At 36.1% G+C, this 19,461-nt stretch carries 14 protein-coding genes; 13 read left to right on the plus strand and 1 reads right to left on the minus strand.

Annotated elements, in window-relative coordinates; translation table 11 throughout:
* Positions 1-205: 205 nt before the first annotated feature.
* On the plus strand, positions 206-994 hold the full coding sequence (locus tag JZO69_RS08140) for a TraX family protein (RefSeq protein WP_207112386.1): 789 nt from the start codon (positions 206-208) through the stop codon (positions 992-994).
* Between the two features lie 61 nt (positions 995-1,055).
* On the opposite strand, the gene JZO69_RS08145 is transcribed toward JZO69_RS08140, so the two are convergent.
* Positions 1,056-2,231 (minus strand): hypothetical protein, encoded by a 1,176-nt coding sequence (locus tag JZO69_RS08145; protein ID WP_207112387.1) that lies wholly within the window; start codon positions 2,229-2,231, stop codon positions 1,056-1,058.
* Between the two features lie 181 nt (positions 2,232-2,412).
* Between JZO69_RS08145 and JZO69_RS08150 the strand changes: the two genes are divergently transcribed.
* The 12 genes from JZO69_RS08150 to mutS all read left to right on the plus strand — a co-directional run bounded on the left by JZO69_RS08150 (position 2,413) and on the right by mutS (position 19,434).
* Positions 2,413-3,660 (plus strand): competence/damage-inducible protein A, encoded by a 1,248-nt coding sequence (locus JZO69_RS08150; RefSeq protein WP_207112388.1) that lies wholly within the window; start codon positions 2,413-2,415, stop codon positions 3,658-3,660.
* A 107-nt stretch (positions 3,661-3,767) separates the two neighbouring features.
* Positions 3,768-4,820: a recombinase RecA gene (gene recA / locus JZO69_RS08155; protein ID WP_207112389.1), complete on the plus strand. Its 1,053-nt coding sequence runs from the start codon at positions 3,768-3,770 to the stop codon at positions 4,818-4,820.
* A 266-nt stretch (positions 4,821-5,086) separates the two neighbouring features.
* The gene (gene rny, locus JZO69_RS08160) at positions 5,087-6,643 is read left to right on the plus strand and encodes a ribonuclease Y (protein ID WP_071876150.1); all 1,557 of its coding nucleotides are present in this window, start codon (positions 5,087-5,089) and stop codon (positions 6,641-6,643) included.
* A 171-nt stretch (positions 6,644-6,814) separates the two neighbouring features.
* On the plus strand, positions 6,815-8,467 hold the full coding sequence (locus tag JZO69_RS08165) for a peptide ABC transporter substrate-binding protein (RefSeq protein ID WP_207112390.1): 1,653 nt from the start codon (positions 6,815-6,817) through the stop codon (positions 8,465-8,467).
* Between the two features lie 518 nt (positions 8,468-8,985).
* Positions 8,986-9,783: a TIGR00282 family metallophosphoesterase gene (locus tag JZO69_RS08170; protein WP_207112391.1), complete on the plus strand. Its 798-nt coding sequence runs from the start codon at positions 8,986-8,988 to the stop codon at positions 9,781-9,783.
* Between the two features lie 231 nt (positions 9,784-10,014).
* The gene (locus JZO69_RS08175; protein WP_207112392.1) at positions 10,015-11,532 is read left to right on the plus strand and encodes a helix-turn-helix domain-containing protein; all 1,518 of its coding nucleotides are present in this window, start codon (positions 10,015-10,017) and stop codon (positions 11,530-11,532) included.
* 290 nt (positions 11,533-11,822) lie between these two features.
* Entirely contained in the window at positions 11,823-14,228 is a 2,406-nt protein-coding gene (locus tag JZO69_RS08180) for a MucBP domain-containing protein (protein ID WP_207112393.1), read from the plus strand.
* A gap of 12 nt (positions 14,229-14,240) precedes the next feature.
* A complete protein-coding gene (locus JZO69_RS08185) occupies positions 14,241-14,516 on the plus strand; it encodes an LPXTG cell wall anchor domain-containing protein (protein WP_207112394.1) in 276 nt (91 codons plus the stop codon).
* Positions 14,517-15,101: a WxL domain-containing protein gene (locus JZO69_RS08190; RefSeq protein WP_207112395.1), complete on the plus strand. Its 585-nt coding sequence runs from the start codon at positions 14,517-14,519 to the stop codon at positions 15,099-15,101.
* An 89-nt stretch (positions 15,102-15,190) separates the two neighbouring features.
* Positions 15,191-16,243, plus strand: a complete 1,053-nt coding sequence (locus tag JZO69_RS08195; RefSeq protein WP_207112396.1) for a WxLIP family cell surface protein — start codon at positions 15,191-15,193, stop codon at positions 16,241-16,243.
* A 252-nt stretch (positions 16,244-16,495) separates the two neighbouring features.
* The gene (locus JZO69_RS08200) at positions 16,496-16,864 is read left to right on the plus strand and encodes a YlbF/YmcA family competence regulator (RefSeq protein WP_207112397.1); all 369 of its coding nucleotides are present in this window, start codon (positions 16,496-16,498) and stop codon (positions 16,862-16,864) included.
* A gap of 2 nt (positions 16,865-16,866) precedes the next feature.
* Complete coding sequence (mutS, locus tag JZO69_RS08205; protein ID WP_207112398.1) at positions 16,867-19,434, plus strand: DNA mismatch repair protein MutS; 2,568 nt, start codon at positions 16,867-16,869, stop codon at positions 19,432-19,434.
* The last annotated feature ends 27 nt before the right edge of the window (positions 19,435-19,461 follow it).

The raw sequence follows: 19,461 nt of genomic DNA on the forward strand, positions 1-19,461 counted from the left end.
TATTTTGATATAAACTTTTGTTAAAAAATGTTTAGCTATTTAGTATGATGGTAAGATCAAGGCTGGTTAGCATATATAAACTCATGTATTTTGTTTAAATAATTTACATGACAAAATTGATAGATGATTGAAAGATGATTCTAAGGCAAAAAAGGTTCCTTTATTTTATACTATTTTAGGTTAATTAAATGAGGAGCGTGTCATAATGGAGAGTTTAACAACAAGTAAGTTTAGAGGATTAACGACATTCGATTTAAAAATAATCGGGATCGTTTTGATGTTCATTGATCATATTCATCAAATGTTTGTTCCAATGGGGGCGCCTGATTGGTTAGATTGGTTTGGAAGACCAGTTGCAACACTTTTCTTCTTTGTTAGTGTGGTTGGTTTTAGTCATACAAGAAGTAAAGAGAAATATATGATGCGTTTGTATTTAGGTATGGTGCTTATGGCGCTAGGAAGTTTCTTTTTACAGAAAATTGTAGGGTATGAAGAAGTTCAGTTGATGAATAATATTTTTCGTGATCTATTAGTGGGAACATTGATGATGTATGGGATCGATAAAATTTCAGAAGGGCGTTCAAGTAAAAAATTCAGCCAACTTTTATTAGGTATTGTGATTATTCTATTTCCAATCATCTCTTCTGCGATTTTGATTTCACTTATGTCAAATCCAAGTACGATCATGGTGGCAGTCTGGGGAGCGAATTTTATCCCAGCATTATTGTTTGCTGAAAATAGCATCTTGGTATTATTGATTCCATTGATGTATTTAGCTAAAAACCAACGTTGGCTACAATGTGTGCTGATTGCTTTAGTCTCAGTTCTGTTCTTTTTCCAAGGGTCGACACAATGGATGATGATTTTTGCAGTGATTCCGATTTTATTATTTAATGGTGAAAAAGGAAAAGGGATGAAGAACTTCTTTTATTTCTTCTATCCACTGCATATTTGGATTTTGTATTTGATTTCAGCGTATATATATATGCATTGATTGTAAAAAAAATAGGCACTTCCACTTGTAGGAAGGCCTATTTTTTTATCTCTAATCAGTTCTAAAAGCATTTTGAACAAGGTGTTAGACCTCGTGCTTGTGCCTCTTCTAGTGTTGCTGGAGTATACGTTCCATTGCCGCACTTATGATTATGATATTTTGACCCAGTTGCTGTAACTAGGACCATTTGCCCAGTACCTTGTGTATCTGGTGCAGGAGTTTCGGGTGTTTGAGCTGCCGCTGCCGCTTGTGCTTGTTGTTCAGCGGCCGCTTTTTGTGCCTCTTGTTCTGCTTTCTTTTGAGCTGCGGCTACTTTTTTAGCTTCTTCTTTTTGAGTAGTGAGGGTTTGTTTTACACTATTTGCGCGATTAGTTAATTCTGTGTTGCCGTTTGGAAGTTCCTTGATTTTAGCAATTGCTTGATTGTAATGATCATCTGTAGGTTCTTGTTCCGCTTTTTCAACCGCTTCACGAGCGGCTGCGATTTGTTTTTCTGCTTTTTCTTTTTCAGTGATTTTTTGTTGGACAGTCGTTAAACGTTTTAGTAAAGAGTCTTTATTTAGCGTTGCTTTGGCTACTAAAGCGGTTGCTGAATCGACTTGTTCTTTTGTTTGTTTTGTTTCCGCCAGTTCAACAGCTTCATAAATCGGTACATTCTCTTTTATGATTGCTAAACGTTTGGTGAAGTCGTCTTTTTCCTTTGTTAATGAAGTAATACGAGTTGCGGCTTCGTCATAATTTTTTTGCGTAGGTTTGTTTTCAGCTAAAACTAGGGCAGTTTCGGCTTTTTTCAGTGTTTCTTGATCTTGTTTTTCTTCATTTAAAAAAGCAACGAATGCTTTTGATGGTTTGACTTCGATCGTTTCAGCTTTGTCGTTATCACCGATTGAAGCGACGAAAGTCAATTTTTGTGGCTGATCATCTTTTAACGTAACTTTGTAAGAAAATTCGCCGTTTTTTGTTTCAATTTTTTCCCCATCTAGGGTGATGTTACTTTGATCATTCGTTTTTCCTTCGATTATTGCGGTTCCATGATCGTTTGTTTCTATTGATTTGTCTGCAATGTCAATACGTGGTGATGTGGGTGTTAAGGCAAGTGCACCGATCATTACGACAAAACTAGCTCCGGTAAAAATTAAAGCCTTCTTTTTCGGTTGTTTTTTGAAAATAGCCTTTAATGAAAGAAAACCTCCAACTCCTATTCCTAAAAAACTTAATAATCCAATAATTGCGGTCATTTTTATGCTTTTCCTCCTTTTACCTCAATATACAAATTGTATCATATTATTATATAAATGATACTAATATCACTGTTTTAAATTATAAAGTAGACAAAGCCGTTTGATAGCAAGAAAAAAATTTCCTGTGATAAAATGAAATAAGAATCATTTACGTATCTTATTAGAGAAGAGGAGAAAAATGAAAGCAGAGATCATTGCAGTTGGTACAGAGTTGTTATTAGGACAAGTCGTCAATACAAATGCGACATTTCTATCAGAAGAATTAGCAGATTTAGGAATCGAGGTGTATTATCATACCGTTGTGGGAGACAATCCGGGACGTTTGGAACAATTATTAGCTGAAGCCGAAAAGCGTAGTGATCTAATCGTTTTGTGCGGCGGCTTAGGGCCGACAGATGATGATCTAACTAAAGATACGGTAGCTGCTCATATCCATCGTTCTTTAATTCAAGATGAACAGGCACTTGCACGTCTTCATGAATTTTTTACTTTTTCAAAAAATAAAATGACCGAGAATAATTTGAAACAGACTTTGATGATCGAAGGCGGTATTGCTGTTCAAAATCCAACGGGTCTCGCTGTAGGTACCTTGATTACTGCCGATGAGACGACCTATCTATTGTTGCCCGGACCACCAAATGAATTAAAACCAATGTTTCTACAAAATGCCCGTCCTTTATTAGAAGAACTGTTTCCACAAGCAGAGCAGCTGATGTCTAGAGTGTTAAGATTTTATGGTATTGGCGAATCACAATTAGTGACAGAACTAAAAGAATTGATTGATACCCAAACGAATCCGACGATTGCACCATATGCTAAACCAAATGAAGTAACATTGCGGTTAACCGCTAAAATTTCAGACGCCGCAAAAGGTCAGGCGTTGCTAGATAGTTTGGAAGCACAGGTCATGACAAAAGTTGGAGAATATTTTTATGGATATGGGGATGATAACAGCTTAGTAAAAGTAACAGTTGAGGCATTGAAAGCGCATGGAAAAACAATCTCTGCAGCAGAAAGTTTGACCGCTGGACTTTTTCAAAGCACATTAGGAGATATCGCTGGTGTTTCAGAAGTATTTAAAGGTGGTTTTATAACTTATTCTGCTGAAACAAAAGAACAGTTTTTAGGTATCGACCATAAATTACTTGAAAAAGAAGGCGTTGTTAGCGAAGCCTGTGCGATTGCGATGGCCGAACAAGCAAGAAAATTAGCGGACGCAGACTTTGCAGTATCTTTTACAGGTGTAGCAGGTCCTGATGAGTTAGAAGGGCAGCCAGCAGGAACCGTTTGGATTGGTATTGCTGAAAAAGGACAACCCGCTTTTGCAACGCTTCAACATTTTAATCGTGATCGACGCTATATTCGTCAAAGTGCTGTGATGAAAGGGTTAGATTTGATTCGTAGAGCAGTTACTAAGAAAAAATAAAAAGGCGAATGTTTGTTCGTTTTTCTCTTGCATTTTTTAAATAAACCAGTTATGATATATTTATTGAAAAGGAATTTAAATCGTTTATATATAAGGAGGATTATCGATTGGCAGATGATCGTAAAGTGGCCTTAGATGCCGCACTAAAAAAAATCGAAAAGAACTTTGGTAAAGGTTCAGTAATGAAATTAGGGGAAAAGATCGATCAACAAATCTCAACTATTCCTAGTGGCTCACTAGCATTGGATGTTGCCTTAGGCGTTGGTGGCTATCCTCGTGGACGGATCATTGAAGTTTATGGACCTGAAAGCTCAGGTAAAACAACTGTTGCATTACATGCAATCGCATCTGTACAACAACAAGGCGGAACAGCTGCATTTATCGATGCTGAGCATGCTTTAGATCCTCAATATGCACAAGCCTTAGGTGTAAATATCGATGAATTACTGCTTTCACAACCAGATACTGGTGAGCAAGGATTAGAAATCGCTGATGCATTAGTTTCCAGTGGTGCTATTGATATCGTTGTTATTGACTCTGTAGCGGCCCTAGTACCTCGTGCAGAGATCGATGGAGAAATGGGAGCAAGTCACGTTGGTTTGCAAGCACGTTTGATGTCACAAGCTTTACGTAAGCTTTCAGGTTCAATCAATAAGACAAAGACAATTGCGATCTTTATCAACCAAATTCGTGAAAAAGTCGGTGTTATGTTCGGTAATCCTGAGACAACACCTGGTGGACGTGCGTTGAAATTCTACGCAACGGTTCGTTTAGAAGTAAGACGTGCTGAACAATTGAAGCAAGGAACAGACATTATCGGTAACCGCACAAAAATCAAAGTTGTTAAAAATAAAGTAGCACCGCCATTTAAAGTAGCGGAAGTTGATATCATGTATGGTCAAGGGATTTCTCAAGAAGGCGAATTACTTGATATGGCAGTCGAAAAAGATATTGTTGATAAGAGTGGCGCATGGTACAGCTACAAAGAAGAACGAATCGGTCAAGGTCGTGAAAATGTCAAAGTTTACATGATGCAACATCCTGAAATGGTCGAAGAAGTTTCGAAACGTGTCCGTGATGCATTTGGTATCGGTGATGGAACAACGACTGTTGTTGAAGAAGAACAAGCACAAGAAGAACTTCCTCTTGATGAAGAATAATACAGATTAAGAGACAAACCAATAAGGGCTTTCAAAAGCTTTTTATTGGTTTGTTTTTTTGTATAGTGGAACCACCAGAGCTCTTTCATCGGGAAAGGGCTTTTTTAAGTTGACACACTGGTGTACAAACATTAGAATAAAGTTGTATACAAATATTAGTATATAACTTTTACCTGTATGCAAGTAGACATATTGATAATTGATTATAGTTTATCAGAAAACTACATGAATATTGAAAATTTGAAGATAGTACGGAGGTGGAAACAATGGGTTTAGAAATTCTCCTCGCTATCATCGGTGTAATTGTCGGTCTTGGTTTAGGGTTAGTCGTTGCAAAATCACGTCATGAAAAGGCTATAGATGGTGCAAAGTCCTCTGCAGAAGGCATAATTGAAAGTGCCAATAAAGAAGCAGAGACTCTGAAAAAAGAAGCTTTATTAAAAGCTATGGAAGAAAACCAGAAGTATCGGTCAGAAATTGAAAGTGAGTTGAAAGAAAGCAAAGTAGAACTTAAATCTCAAGAAAATCGTTTATTACAAAGAGAACAAACGTTAGATCGTAAAGATGATTCTCTTGAAAAACGTGAAAACTCACTGGAAGAAAAAGAAGAGAAACTTGGTGCTAGACAGCAATTAATTGATGAGCGAGAAAAAGATGTAGAAGAACTAGTTGAAAAGCAACATCAAGAAATAGAACGTATTGCTTCACTATCTAAAGACGAAGCAAAAGATATCATCATGAAATCAACAGAAGAAGAATTAAGTCATGAGTTGACAGTAATGGTCAAAGAATCTGAACAACGTGCCAAAGAAGAATCTGATCGGAAAGCTAAAAACTTACTTTCTCTAGCGATTCAACGCTGTGCCGCTGATTCAGTTTCTGAAACAACGGTTTCTGTTGTTAGCTTACCAAACGATGAAATGAAAGGAAGAATCATTGGTCGCGAAGGACGTAACATTCGTACATTAGAAACCTTAACAGGAATCGACTTGATTATTGATGATACGCCAGAAGCCGTGGTACTTTCAGGATTTGATCCAATTCGTAGAGAAATTGCTCGAATGACACTTGAAAAATTAATTCAAGATGGTCGAATCCATCCAGCACGTATTGAAGAAATGGTTGAAAAATCTCGCAAAGAAATGGATGAACGTATCCGTGAATACGGCGAGCAAGCTGCATTTGAAGTGGGCGCTCACACATTACATCCAGATTTGATCAAGATTCTAGGTCGTTTACGTTTCCGTACAAGTTATGGTCAAAACGTACTAAACCACTCAATCGAGGTAGCTAAATTAACTGGTGTCTTAGCCGCAGAAATTGGCGAAGATATTCAATTAGCAAAACGTGCCGGTTTATTACATGATATTGGTAAAGCACTAGATCATGAAATCGAAGGCTCACACGTTGAGATCGGTGCTGAACTAGCTGCTAAATACAAAGAAAATTCAACAGTTATTAATGCCATTGCATCCCATCATGGTGATGTAGAAGCAACTTCTGTTATCTCAGTATTGGTTGCCGCAGCAGATGCTTTATCAGCTGCTAGACCAGGTGCTCGGAGCGAGTCAATGGAAAATTACATTCGTCGCTTAGAAAACTTAGAAAATATTTCTAATGGATTCGAAGGAGTTGAATCTAGTTTCGCTGTACAAGCTGGACGCGAAGTTCGTGTGATGGTCAAGCCAGATGAAATCACAGATTTAGAAGCTGTTCGTTTAGTTAGAGATATTCGCAAGAAAATCGAAGACGACTTAGATTACCCAGGTCACATCAAAGTGACAGTTATTCGGGAAACACGCGCAGTAGATTATGCGAAATAAACACAAATAACTTTGAAAGAAGTGAGCCCGTTAAAGGCTTGCTTCTTTTTTTATTCAAAATTAGAAAAAATTCAGAATATTTTTACTAAACTGTTCGTAGTATTTTAATTTCGACCAACTCATAACTTTGTTATATTCATTATAGATTTTATTAAAATGGGGGTTTTTTAGATGAAATTAAAGAAAATTGCCTTACTAGGATTGATTACTGTATCAAGTATTGCCCTAGTAGCATGTGGCGGAAATTCTAAAAATGCTGATAGTGGAACTGGCAGTGAAGAAAAAGTATTCAGATTCATTGAAAGACAAGAAATGCCAAGCGCAGATCCTTCACTTGCGACTGATGAAGTAAGTTTTGTTGCATTAAACAATGTATACGAAGGAATTTATCGTCTAGACAAAGATAGCAAACCTCAACCTGCTGGAGCAGCAGAAATGGCTACAGTCAGTGAAGATGGCTTAACGTACAAGATCAAATTAAGAGAAGATGCAAAATGGACAGATGACAAACCAGTAACAGCGGCTGATTTTGTGTATGGCTGGCAGAGAACAGTGAATCCAGCGACTGGATCAGAGTATGCATACATGTTTAACTCTGTAAAAAATGCTGAAAAGATTTCTAAAGGCGAAATGAAAAAAGAAGAACTTGGCATCAAAGCCATTAGTGATTATGAATTAGAAATCACGTTAGAAAAAGCAACACCATACTTTGATTACTTACTAGCCTTTCCGTCATTTTTACCGCAAAGACAAGATATTGCTGAAAAATATGGAAAAGATTATACAACAGCAAGTGATAAGGCAGTTTACAATGGACCATTTACTTTAACTGATTTTGATGGACCAGGAACAGATACAAGTTGGTCTTATACAAAAAATGACAAATACTGGGACAAAGATACAGTAAAATTAGATAAAGTTGCCATCGATGTTGTAAAAGAAGCACCAACTTCATTGAATCTATTCCAAGATGGACAAGCAGATGAAGTACCGTTATCTGGTGAATTAGCACAACAAATGAAAAATGAACCAAACTACATTGTCTTAAAAGGTGCATCAACTTTCTATCTTGAACCAAATCAAAGAGAAGAAAATTCACCTTATCGCAATGCAAACTTACGTAAAGCAATATCTTATGCGATCGATCGCAAAGCTTTAGTTGAACAAATTCTAGCAAATGGTTCAGCTGTTCCGACTGGTTTAGTTCCAGAAGGTTTAGCTGCTGATCCGAAAACAGATGAAGATTTTGCTAAAAAATCAGGGAACGAAGTTGCTTATGATGTTGATAAAGCGAAAGAATCATGGAAAAAAGCGAAAGACGAATTAGGCGTTTCTACATTATCAGTCGATTTATTGATTGATGATACCGACAATGCGAAGAAAATGGCTGAATATCTTCAAGGTTCATTATCTGAAACCTTAGATGGATTAAAAGTAACTGTTAGTCCAGTACCATTTTCTGTTCGTTTGGATCGTTCTAACAAAGGTGATTTCCAAATCGCTGTTAGTGCATGGGGAGCAGACTATGCTGATCCAAGTAGTTTCTTAGATTTATTTACAACAGGCAATTCATATAATAGAGGACATTATTCAAATCCTGAATATGATAAATTAGTAGAAAGTGCTGCAACAACAAATGCAAACAATCCAGAAGCTCGTTGGAAAGATATGCTAGATGCTGAAAAAATAATCATGGATGATATGGGCGTTATTCCGTTGTATCAAAAAGCTGAAGCACATCTTCGTTCTGACAAAGTCAAAGATGTTGTGTACCATTCAACTGGTGCGAAATATGACTTTAAATGGGCGTATATTGAAGATTAAAATAGTGAAAAGCTCCTCCAGTAATGTTGCTGGAGGAGCTTTTTTGTACAGGAAAAGATTATCTAATGGGATAAGAAAAGGGGAAAAATTTATTTAACAGGGTTTGTGATTGGTTTATTTTCACAACGAGAAATCTATCACGAAAGCGACATCAGTTTCTCCGTATCAAACGGTAAATTAGTTTGATTAATGGTAGTTATTTTTGAATAAGGCACTTTATTCTTTTTAAATTGAGTTTCGTTTCTTTAATCTTAGGGTTTAAATATTTTTTTGCGTATCTTTAAATCAAAAAAGCGGGGGACTGTATTTTAGTAGAGCCAATTAGTACAGATATCAAATGTGTAATAGAACTGTGTATTCAATAAATTATTCTCCAGTTATTATGTAAAACATGTTTAAACACTCTAGTTTTTTCATACGCTGAGTACAAGTGAAGCCTCAATCTATTTTCAACCCTTTCTTTCCCACCAAAAAACCTCTATAATAACAATAGAAATCAAAAGAGAAGAGGAAAATGTTTGCGTATATTATTTATAGGAGATGTTGTTGGGTCGTTAGGTCGTGATACGATCAGCACTTATGTCCCCAAATTAAAGAAAAAGTATCGTCCCCAAGTAACGATCGTCAATGGAGAAAATGCTGCAGCTGGTCGAGGAATCACAGGGAAAATTTATAAAAAATTCCTCCAAGACGGTGTAGATGTTGTGACTTTGGGCAATCATACGTGGGATAATAAAGATATTTTTGATTTTATTGATGATGCAAAAAAAATGATTCGACCAGCAAATTTTCCCGAAGGAACGCCTGGGCAAGGTATGGTGTTTGTGAAAGTCAATCAGCTTGAACTGGCAGTGATCAATATGCAGGCGCGTGTTTTTATGGCTGATATTGATGATCCATTTCGTAAAGTAGAAGAATTGATTGCCGAAGCACGTAAGCGGACACCATTGATCTTTGTCGATTTTCATGGTGAAACAACCAGTGAAAAACAAGCAATGGGTTGGTTTTTAGATGGGAAAGTCAGTGCAGTTGTAGGTACACATACTCATGTGCAGACAAATGATGCGCGAATCTTACCTCAAGGGACAGCTTATTTAAGCGACGTTGGTATGACAGGACCTTATGATGGTATTTTAGGGATGAAGCGTGGACCAGTTATTGAGAAGTTTTTGACTGCGTTGCCTAGACGTTTTGAAGTAGTTGAAGAAGGACGCAATTTATTATCGGCTTGTGTAATCGATATCGATGATCAGACTGGACAAGCAAAAAAAATCGAAGCGATTCAAATTAGTGAAGATCGTCCATTTGAAGAATAAACCCATTTATATAGACAAAAACACTTTATAATTAGATGTTTACCTAGATAAAATAAAAGAGAAACAGCAGCGTCAAACTCCAAGACACAAGAGGAGTTGCTTTTGTTTCCTTTTTTATTTTTAGTGGGAAAAGTGGAATGAGCATTTATGAAGAAGAGATCACTAAAGTGTTTTATAATAGGGGGGAATTTGAAGGTAGTAGAAAGAATAACAAATTGCAAGGAGGCCTCTATGCAAAATTCTTTTATGGGTAAAAAAGAACGAATGAAGTTTGAGCTATTTAAATCGATTGCTTTTGCAAAATATGGAATGAGTTTTAATGATTTGATGCAAAAGCATGAACTTACAAAAAGCACATTAAGTAGGTACATCAATGATTTAGCTCAAGATGTTGAGCTGGCATTTGAGGAGAAAGCCCATTTAAATCAGGACAGCCAGACAGGCACTTATCAAGTCAAAGCTGCTGAGGCATATAGTATTGGTTATTTGATCGATTATATTCATTTATTTTATGTTGAGCAGAGTGGTAGTTTTTTTATATTAGATGCGCTACTGAAAAAACGTTATACATCAATTGAAGCGATGGCACAAGACTTACATATGAGCAGTTCGTCAGTCTATAAACAGTTACGATTGTTGAAAAAAATGTTAGCTCCCTTTGGTGGTAAAATCACATTTGATCAGCATTCTAGCAGTTTAAATGGGGATGAGCTAGGGATTCGTTTATTTACCTTTTATGCTTATTGGTCTGTCTTTAAGTCAACAGAATATATTCCATTTTTTAATACGAATTACCCGGAAGAATGGCTGGAACTAAAAGAAATTGAAGACTATTTTGATCATGCGACTTCTTTGTCGGAGTCTCAACGAGCAAAGTTGCGCTTTATGCAATTGATCACCTTAAAAAGAGTTCTTTGGCAGAAAAACTATATAAAAGTTTCAGAAGAGTTTTTAGCAGATGTCGCCTATTTTGATAACAAAGATGCGGAATTATTGCCGCTACTGAAACATCGACTGACAGATGAGTTATATCATAATGAACGGGCGTTACTGTTATACGCAACTAGAGGATTGATTTACAATTTGGATTCTTTAGAAACAAAAAGGAAAATTGTTCAAGATTATCAGCAGTCGTCACTAGAAATAGCAGAGTATACTACTAAGCTGATGGCAGAAGTTCAAAAGGAATTTGAGTTAGAGTATACAGAGGAAAGCTATATAAATTTTTATTTCTATCTAATTATTTTACTGATTTATATCAAGCACATCAATATGGATATCTCTGGCTACTATAAAAATGGACTCTCTTTTCATTCAATAATCGACTATGATGAAGCAAGTGTGGAGACTTTTGAAAAAATTAATAAGATTATTGAGCAACAGGAATTTTATTCTAAAATCAGTAAAGAATATTTGGAAGGTGTAATGTCGATTTTTTCATTAACGATCTATTCTGGAATTTATTTAAGTAAAAAAGCAGGTAGTGTGTCAATTTGTGTCATTTTTAATAATAATTTGATTTTAGCGGATGGGATCAAAAAAATTATTTTGGATGTTTATAATAAAGACCGAATCGTTTTTACCAATGATGTAATGACTGCGGATTTAGTTATATCAGATTCATATGAGGTGATAAACCCGCAAACAGAATACTTTTATTTTGATGAGCAGTTGAATCCGGAGCAATGGGAAAAAATGATCGACACGATCAATCAAATTTTTTATAAAACAATTTTTTTAGGCGAGTGAAAATTAGTACTTAAAGTGCTTGGATGTACAGAATATATTGAAAATATAACATAATCATAACGTTTTTATATATTTTTAAAGACTAGGACGAAACATTTAGTTGTTTTGTTTTGGTCTTTTTTTGCTTGTTATGACAAGGTTTTTGGGATAAAGAACTGTTGTTTTTTTAATTTTGGAACAGATTGTTTCAGAATTATACAATTTTTTTCTGAAAAAAATTGTATTATTTCATGGAGATGAAGAAACGATTGTATTTATATGCATGATAAGCAGGTAGAGGGGGAGACTTGATGAAAAAGTATATTTTTAGTTTAGTCGTTTTGTCTTTTGGACTTTTACATCCTTTCGGCTCAACGGATAAGGTTTTTGCTGAGGCTGTAACTCCACCAGTCGGCTATCCGCTTGGCGTTTCTACAAAAACGAATTTAACAGCTGGGGGAACACTATACTTTAATACCGATCAGCTTCAAGATAAACAGCTTGTTGGTCAATTTCTTGCGAAAAACATCACATCGAATGGCTCGTCTGGATTGTCGAAAGGTGGATTTCAAAATTATCAAAATTCATTATTTCAGTGGGAATTGGGACAAATCGATCCAGCTGTTGTTTCTGAGTCAATTACTGGTAGTGATATCATCCGTTGGTATGCAAATGAGACAAGTTTTAAATATATTAATGGTGAAAATCTACATTATTATATAGAAAATTTGCCAACAGAAGAAGAAATGAACAAGGCTCTACAATATTATCCAGATTTGCGGGAAAATTTTACAAAAAGAATCTACAAGGATTCGCTCGAATCATTTCCGACCTTTGTAGATAATGGTGTTTCAAATTTTTCGCAAGTGACAAGTAATATTCAATCTGTGAGTGATTATTATGCAGAGTTGATTGATACAGATCAAGCAATTATCTGTAATTCAGCTGTTCAATCTGCAGAAGTAAATACAGAGAATAAAGTTGTGAACCCAAATGATTGGGGCGGACAATCTTCGATTCAAATCAATATTGCGTTGAAAAAAGGAGTGACTGATCAAGCCGTGGCAATCATCGATGTAGATGGACGAATCGATCATTTCAAAAATGCTCAAGATATTTCAATCAATTATACCAATTATGATCCAGATACTATGTTGCCACCATATGTGATCATCAATTACAAGCATTTTCCAAGTTTTAATTTTAGTGGAAGTACATTTTTTCACGCAACAGCATATCCTAGTTTGCCAGGTGATGAAGAATATGACTTTGAGGGAAACGATGGGGTATTCTTTGAAGGGAAATATGCAGATAAAGCTGTACCTTTAATAAAATCAGACAGCCATACGATTTCTGAAGAATTAAAGGATAAAACATATAAAATAGCAACACATCTGGTTCATAATTTTAATGATGAAGATCAAGAAATTCAATTTAGAAGTAATGCATCCTTATTTATCGGAACAGTTTTGGCGCCGCGAGCTTCAGTAGTGTTAGATGACACTCAAGGTCGAGTGTTAGGAAGTGTGATATCGGGTTATGATATCCATACAAATATGCCGATTAGTACCGAAGAAAGTACAGCGATGTTTGATTATGATGATTTCCCTGGACTTGGAGAGATTGTTGATGGTGAAGCACTTGAGGCACCAGTTGAAGTTGGAGAACATTTTAACTACAATGGGCTTGAAAAAAGGCGACTATACAGTATTTCTCAAAAAGTACCAGCATATTCCAGCCGGTTTCCGATCCAAACGTTGAAGATTAGTGATACGTTAGCTGATTCGTTAGAGGTTTCTACAGCAGATATAACAATCAAGGATGAATCTGGAGCAAATGCAGTCAATCATTTTACAATCAATAAAAATGAAGAAAATGAATTAATGATTGAGGCAACTCCAGAAAGCTTAGCAGATGAATCCTTTTATGGGAAAACATATACAATTGAATTGATCGGTAGTCTAAATGTGAGTCAAGAAGACTTAGCGGACCCAGAAGTCAATCAGATCATAATCCCGAATACAGCTGTTGTAACTGTAAATGAAGAAGCTAAGCCTAGTAATGAAGCGCAACTTCAAGTTGACTTTGTTCAAGGCCAAGCGATCATTGTGAAATACTTAAATGAAGATGGACAAGAAATTGCGCCAACAGAAGTTCTGAATGGGAAAATAAGCATGCCTTATCAAGCAAAAGCCAAAGAAATTTCTGGCTATACACTGACTGAAGTACCAGAAAATGAAACTGGGATTTTCTCAAACGAAGAACAAACAGTCGTTTATAATTACCATGGACACCTGACTTTTTCAGCTGTACCAACGCAAATTAATTTTGGCACACATGCATTATCTAAAAAAGACGAAGAGTATAAGATTGAGTCAAAAGATAATGACATTGTAGTGAAAGACACTAGAACACTAGGTTCTAATTGGCAATTACGGGCGACATTGATTAAACCACTAACGGGTACTAAAACTAATCGTATATTGTCAGATTCGTTATTTTATGTCGAGGATGGTCAAACAATTCCATTACGTACAGATTCATCGGCGATTATTCAGACCGCGGTGACGACCACTCATGATGAGTATAATGTCACGCAACATTGGGAATCATCTGAAAATGGTTTGAAGGTAGGGGTTAAGTCAGGAGAAGCCTTGGCTGATCAGTACTCGGGTGAGATTAGCTGGGAATTATACGATGTTGTGTCCAATGATTGAAGGTGTTCAAATGTGAAAAATAAAAAAAGAAAATGGCTTTATTTACTAGTATTAGCATGTTACTTTTTCTATCTATCTGGTATGAGAGAAAGCTATGCTGCAGAAAATAGTAAAGCAACAATTGGTTTTTATGAAGTAGACAAAAAAGATCAGCATACAGCCGGGAACTTACCCAAAACGGGTGACGATCAAAGAAACAAAGAGTTACTGATAAGTGGAATATCTATTCTGTTATTTATAACAGGAATGATAGCATATAGAATTTTAAATAATGAGGAGAGAATTTAAATGAAAACAAACAAAATTTTATTAGTATTAGCAGCATTATTAATGAGCTTTAGCGGAAGTGTAGTTGTACATGCAGAAGAAGCTGAAAATAAAAATTCTAAGAGTGATATTGGTTTTACTACACCTGAAGACGGCGCATTGACATTATTGAATGTTGCCGATTTTGATTTCGGATCTAACCCAATTTCAGCTAAAGATGAAGTTTATAAAAACAAAGCAGAAACTACGACAACTGTTCAAGATATCCGCGGAACAGAAGCAGGCTGGACAGTTCAAGTCGCAGAAAAAGGTCAACTGAAAGCTGGAGAAAAAGAGTTGGAAAATGCTCAAATCACATTAAAAACACCAACTATTTCAGAAAAATCAACAGGTTCAGCCACTGCTAAAACAGAAGTTGTGTTAAATACAGACGGATCAGGAACAACAGTTTTAGAAGCTGGTGCAGGTCTTGGTAACGGTGTGACGATTGAAAGCTTTGGCAAAGATGCCGCTATTTTAGAAGTACCTGGTGAAACAGTTAAAGTAGCCAAACAATATGAAACAACATTAACATGGACATTGTTGGACCAACCAGCAAATAACTAGTATAAATAAGGGTATGGAGCGGCATAGAACTAAATATAGTTTTTGATCGCTCCATAAATATACATAGAATAAAAAATGGAGGGATTTACATGATGAAACGAACGCTTAAAGTTTTGTTGCCGTTGATAGGTTTTGTAATTGGGTGTATGGTAGGAACACTGAATGTCTGGGCGCAAGATGCAGAATATGAAGTAAAAGCAATTCCTTCAACGAAACAAGTTGATACAACGAAAACATACTTTGATTTACGTCTTAACCCAGAAGAAACGCATACTCTAGCGGTTAAGGTAACCAATCAGTCCGACCAACAACGTACCATCAATACACAAGTCAAGACCGCTACAACAAATACAAATGGCGTTGTTGAGTATAATAATAGTGATCAATATCAGTCAGTTGATTTGCCATATGATTTAAGCCAGCTTGTCGAAACGAAAACACCAAAAATCACGTTAGCTCCTCATGAATCAAAAAATGTTGAATATGAAATAACAATGCCTAAAAAAGATTTTGCTGGAGTTTTATCTGGCGGTATCATTTTTACTAGTGAAAACGAAGATAAACCCGACAAATCGAAAGCGGGTGTGGCGATTAAAAATCAATTTGGATATGTGATCGCCCTAGTTTTACATGGCGAAAATGAAGTGACATCAGATTTAGAATTGTCAAAAGTGAGCTTAGGACAAGTCAATAATAGAAATGTGGTCTTTGCTCATTTAACTAACCCAAAAGCAGCTTATCTTAATCGCTTGAATCTAACAGCAAAAATCAAGAAGAAAAATACAAACAAAATTTTATACGAAACGCAAAAAAGTGACCTACAAATGGCACCCAATTCAGTTTTTAACTACCCAGTTAGTTTGCAAGAAACAGAATTCAAACCAGGTAAATATTTAGTAGCTGTGCATGCAGAATCAAAAGGGAGAACCTGGGATTTTGAAGAAGAGTTTGAAATCAAAGCTGAAGAAGCTAAAAAAATGAATAACCAAGCCTATATTCGTCAAGATAAAAAGAACTTCTGGATTTATATAATTGTATTTTTAGTTCTTCTAGCATTGATACTTTTATATGTTTTATATAAAAAAAGACAGAAAAAAATCAAAGATTTGGAAGAACAAGTAGAAGAACTAAAGAAAAAATAAATACCTGTAGATAGTTATAGAAAAGTAAGAACAGAGTAGCCTAAATAAAAGGTTGCTCGGTTCTTTTTTTAGTTGATTGTACACTTGTCGTTATTTCGTTTGGCTGGTTGCTTTTGAGAGTGCATTTCAGAGATAAATAAAAAATAGATCGACTGTTTTATTTTCCACAAACTGTTGATTCTGCTGGAATTATGTTAAAATAAGTAGACTTGTCTTACTACAAAATCTTACCCAGAATAAAGGTGTGAAATCATGGAGCCATCCATTACAGATAAAAGAATCAATGAAGAATTAACGAAGCTATTAACTTTGCTCGGTGAGGATGAGTTGATTCAGCGATACAAAAAGCTAGAAGAGAAAGTCCAAAATAACGAGAAACTGAATGAGCTGGTAGAACAAATCAAAGCAGCGCAAAAAGATGCCGTTCAATTTGCTCATTACGATAAACCAGAAGCAGAAAAAGCGGCAATCAAACGTGCAGACGAATTAACGAAAGAATTTGATGAACATCCTTTAGTTGTAGCTTACAGGGAACAGCTGATGGAAGCTAACGACCTATTGCAGCATGTCACAGATATGATCCAATATAGAATCAATGAAGAATTAGAGAAGGAAGGGTAACAATGCCTCAAAAAACAAAACACACACCAATGATGGAACAATACTTAGCAATCAAAGATCAATACCAAGACGCATTTTTATTTTACCGACTAGGTGATTTTTATGAAATGTTTTATGAAGATGCGATCAATGCATCACAGATATTGGAATTAACCTTGACGAGCCGTAACCGCAACGCAGATGATCCAATTCCGATGTGTGGTATTCCGCACCATGCGGCTCAAGGCTATATCGATACATTGATTGAAAAAGGCTATAAAGTAGCGATTTGTGAACAAGTAGAAGACCCTAAAACAACCAAAGGTATGGTTAAGCGAGAAGTTGTTCAGCTGATCACACCAGGAACCGTTATGACTAGTAAAGGCCTAGATGCGAAAGATAATAATTATTTAACAGCTATTGTTGAAGAAAATGGGCTATTCGGTTTAGCTTATGTGGATTTGAGTACAGGAGAACTGAAAACAGCTGTCTTAAGTGATGAAGATGGTGTAATCAATGAAGCATCTGCTTTACAGACGAAAGAAATCGTATTAGGTAGCCAATTATCAGAAACGTTGCAGCAAACGTTGAAAGATCGCTTAAATATTATTTTTTCTGAACAAAACCAAGCAGAAGAAAATGCCGAATTTAGCTTTTTAACAAGTGAACTCACGCATCCGCTAGAAGTTGAAGTAACAGGCAAGCTTTTAACTTATTTAAGTGTGACACAAAAGCGCGGCTTATCTCATATTCAAAAAGCTGTGGAATATCAACCAGATCATTTCTTAAAAATGGATCACTATTCTAAATTCAACTTAGAACTGACACAATCGATTCGAACTGGACTGAAAAAAGGCACCTTATTATGGTTGCTAGATGAAACAAAAACCGCAATGGGCGGTCGTTTGCTAAAACAATGGCTAGATCGTCCATTGATTCAGGAAAAACAAATCCAAACGAGACAAGAAATGGTCCAATCTTTATTAAATGCGTACTTTGAACGTATGGATTTACAATCTACCTTGACGAAAGTCTATGATTTAGAGCGCTTAGCTGGTCGTGTGGCCTTTGGAAATGTGAATGGACGTGACTTGATCCAACTGAAGACTTCATTAGAACAAGTACCATTGGTTCGTGAATTGATTGTTGGTATCAATCAAGGTGAGTGGAATGACTTATTATTAGATTTAAATCCAGCGGAAGATATTGTTGAACTAATCAATACGGCCATCAACGAAGAAGCACCGCTTGCAATCACAGAAGGAAATATCATCAAAGACAATTACAACGAAAAATTAGATGAATACCGCGATGCGATGCGACATGGCAAGCAATGGTTAGCTGAACTAGAAGCCAAAGAACGCCAAGAAACAGGAATCAAAACGCTGAAAGTTGGTTTTAATCGTGTCTTTGGTTATTATATTGAAGTAACGAAATCTAACCTAGCAAACTTAGCAGAAGGCAAATATGAACGAAAACAAACGCTAGCAAATGCGGAACGTTTTATCACCCCAGAACTAAAAGAAATGGAAACCTTGATTTTAGAAGCAGAAGAAAAGTCTGTAGATTTAGAATATCAATTATTCCTAGAAGTTCGAGAACAGGTTAAAGCAAACATCGAGCGTCTACAAAAATTAGCGAAAACAATCAGCGCAGTCGATGTCTTACAAGCTTTTGCTACAGTCAGTGAAAGATATCAATACGTTCGTCCAACGCTGAAAAGCAACAGCAAAGAATTGCATATTGTTGAAGGCCGTCACCCAGTTGTGGAAAAGGTTTTAGGCCATCAAGAATATATCCCAAACAGTGTGCATATGAGTAAAGAAGATATTATTCTATTGATCACAGGACCAAATATGTCGGGTAAAAGTACGTACATGCGTCAATTAGCACTAACTGTGGTAATGGCTCAAATTGGCTGTTTTGTTCCAGCTGAATCTGCTGAATTGCCAATTTTTGACCAGATTTTCACAAGAATCGGTGCATCAGATGACTTGATCGCGGGTCAAAGTACCTTTATGGTGGAAATGATGGAAGCCAATCAAGCCTTGCGTCATGCAACACCAAACAGCTTGATTTTATTCGATGAACTTGGTCGAGGAACAGCAACCTATGATGGAATGGCATTGGCACAAGCGATCATTGAATATATCCATCGAGAAGTCAAAGCGAAAACATTGTTCTCAACCCATTACCATGAATTGACCGTTTTAGATGAAACCTTGACTGGATTGAAAAATATCCACGTCGGTGCTGTAGAAAAAAATGGTGAAGTGGTCTTCTTACACAAAATGATGGATGGACCAGCAGATAAAAGTTACGGTATCCATGTTGCTAAAATTGCTGGATTGCCAAGTGCATTATTAGAACGGGCAGCAACAATTCTTTCCGCATTAGAATCAGAAGAACAACCGCTTAAAACAGTTGAATACAAAGATGAAATCAAAGAAGATACAGAACAATTATCGTTATTCAAAGAAGTATCCACCGATGAATTAGGTGTGATCGATACCTTGAAAAAAATCAACTTAATGGAAATGACGCCAATGGATGCCTTAAATAAATTGCATGAATTGCAAAAAAGAATTTAAATAAAAAAAGCTGAGCAAGGAAAGGAT

Origin of the sequence: Candidatus Enterococcus ikei (assembly GCF_017316105.1) — a bacterium.
GTDB classification, from domain to species: domain Bacteria; phylum Bacillota; class Bacilli; order Lactobacillales; family Enterococcaceae; genus Enterococcus_L; species Enterococcus_L ikei.

Bases quoted from the DNA above. Each gene is read 5' to 3' on its own strand.
- JZO69_RS08140 (WP_207112386.1), top strand. From the start codon at position 206: ATGGAGAGTTTAACAACAAGTAAGTTTAGAGGATTAACGACATTCGAT.
- JZO69_RS08145 (WP_207112387.1), bottom strand. From the start codon at position 2,231: ATGACCGCAATTATTGGATTATTAAGTTTTTTAGGAATAGGAGTTGGA.
- JZO69_RS08150 (WP_207112388.1), top strand. From the start codon at position 2,413: ATGAAAGCAGAGATCATTGCAGTTGGTACAGAGTTGTTATTAGGACAA.
- rny (WP_071876150.1), top strand. From the start codon at position 5,087: ATGGGTTTAGAAATTCTCCTCGCTATCATCGGTGTAATTGTCGGTCTT.
- JZO69_RS08165 (WP_207112390.1), top strand. From the start codon at position 6,815: ATGAAATTAAAGAAAATTGCCTTACTAGGATTGATTACTGTATCAAGT.
- JZO69_RS08175 (WP_207112392.1), top strand. From the start codon at position 10,015: ATGCAAAATTCTTTTATGGGTAAAAAAGAACGAATGAAGTTTGAGCTA.
- JZO69_RS08180 (WP_207112393.1), top strand. From the start codon at position 11,823: ATGAAAAAGTATATTTTTAGTTTAGTCGTTTTGTCTTTTGGACTTTTA.
- JZO69_RS08190 (WP_207112395.1), top strand. From the start codon at position 14,517: ATGAAAACAAACAAAATTTTATTAGTATTAGCAGCATTATTAATGAGC.
- JZO69_RS08195 (WP_207112396.1), top strand. From the start codon at position 15,191: ATGATGAAACGAACGCTTAAAGTTTTGTTGCCGTTGATAGGTTTTGTA.
- JZO69_RS08200 (WP_207112397.1), top strand. From the start codon at position 16,496: ATGGAGCCATCCATTACAGATAAAAGAATCAATGAAGAATTAACGAAG.
- mutS (WP_207112398.1), top strand. From the start codon at position 16,867: ATGCCTCAAAAAACAAAACACACACCAATGATGGAACAATACTTAGCA.